Annotated in this window: 1 protein-coding gene; it reads right to left on the minus strand. The window is 44.9% G+C overall.

The features are described 5' to 3' along the window. Positions 1-414 precede the first annotated feature (414 nt). Entirely contained in the window at positions 415-1,272 is an 858-nt protein-coding gene (locus ACFQ03_RS18025) for an alpha/beta hydrolase family protein (RefSeq protein ID WP_379289915.1), read from the minus strand. Between the last annotated feature and the right edge of the window lie 244 nt (positions 1,273-1,516).

Consider the following 1,516-nt stretch of genomic DNA (forward strand, 5'->3'; position numbering starts at 1 on the left):
GAAAACATTGTACCATGAGGGATTCTAGTGACCTCTTTCTTTTTACACAATTATAAGGACATAACTCTGTGCCTTGACGTGTGACTTTAAGAACCTGTAACTACCTTGAAAATCCGTCTATTTTACCGTCTGCAGGCATCGTTGCAAGCGGAATGGCGCGTCTAACTGTATTTTGTACAGGTAGATTCAAGCGAATGGGCGAAAATGATCAAACTAACTGGATAAACTACAGTTAAAATGGGCAACTTTGGGCGAAACGGCTGTTTTGGCGCAAACTAGCTGTAGGTTTTCCAGTTAGTTTCCATATTTCTTCCGAATATAGAAATCTAACTGTATGAAATCCATTTAGTTTTCAAATTTCACACTATTGAAGCAATTCAACTCTATTCTACCTTAAATATCCATCCATTTTCATCATCTGATGGTGCCGCGGTCAGCGGCATGGGGGTCTAATTTCATAATCCAATCACTACTTACCCGCAGGGCCTCCTCCAAAGGTTCTGACGTGCCCTGGAAAGGATGGACCACATTAAAGGCATGCGTTCCTCCCTCGACCCTATGCCATTCAATGTCCGGACGGGCTTGCAGCAGCTTCTTGGATCCCTCTACCAGACGCGCATAATCTTCCGTCCCCTGAACCAAAAGAATCGGAAGCCGGGAGCCTTTGGCTCGGCCCACGATATCGTATCGGTCCGCATTCCTCTCCATATCGTCTAATATTTCTTTAGACAGCGGCATCTGTTGGCCGGTGCGGGCGTTAACCACATACCCTATTCCGTTGGCATTTATTTGTTCCTTTACTTTATGTTCGAAAAAGTCCGGATGGGTAATTCCGTTCCAACTGACCACACCCGAGATTCGATCCGGATGATCCAAAGCGTAAATTAATGCGACTCCGGCCCCCCGGCTATGTCCCAGCACAAATAGCCGCGCTGTCTGGGGCCGCTTCTCTTCAGGAAACAAACCGTCCCGAACGGCATGAACGACAAAATCCAAATCCTCCAATTCCCTGGAGTAAGTATTGAGTGCAAACTTATCCAACTCCGTGAAATCCGTCCCATTCTCACCGATTCCATTGTGGGAAAAATTAAATACGATCACATCAAGCTTGTGCGAAAGCTTCTTGCCTATATAAGGAAAGAAGCCCCAATCTTTAAACCCTTTGAAACCGTGACAAACGAGAAGCGTTCCCACAGATTCGCGCTCTGCAGGGTAAAAATCGGCCCGTATCTTCCGATCAGCAGCCATCGACCATTCTATAGAAACAGACAAGAAACTCCCTCCCTATATAAAATTAAACATGCACTTCCTCTCAAGTATAAAATGATGTCTTGATCTCAGGCAACTGAACTACACACTGCACGTCCATCCTCTACGGGGAATAACAAGGATAAACGGCTTACGCCACCCCTTTGAATAGCTTAATGAAGCTTAAACTTTCTAGTGAAAAAAAACTACGGCTGACCAATTAACTAACAAGGATTTCCAATGACCTTCGTCGAAGTATTTTTTACAT

The organism is Paenibacillus residui (assembly GCF_042677205.1).
Lineage (GTDB): Bacteria > Bacillota > Bacilli > Paenibacillales > NBRC-103111 > Paenibacillus_L > Paenibacillus_L residui.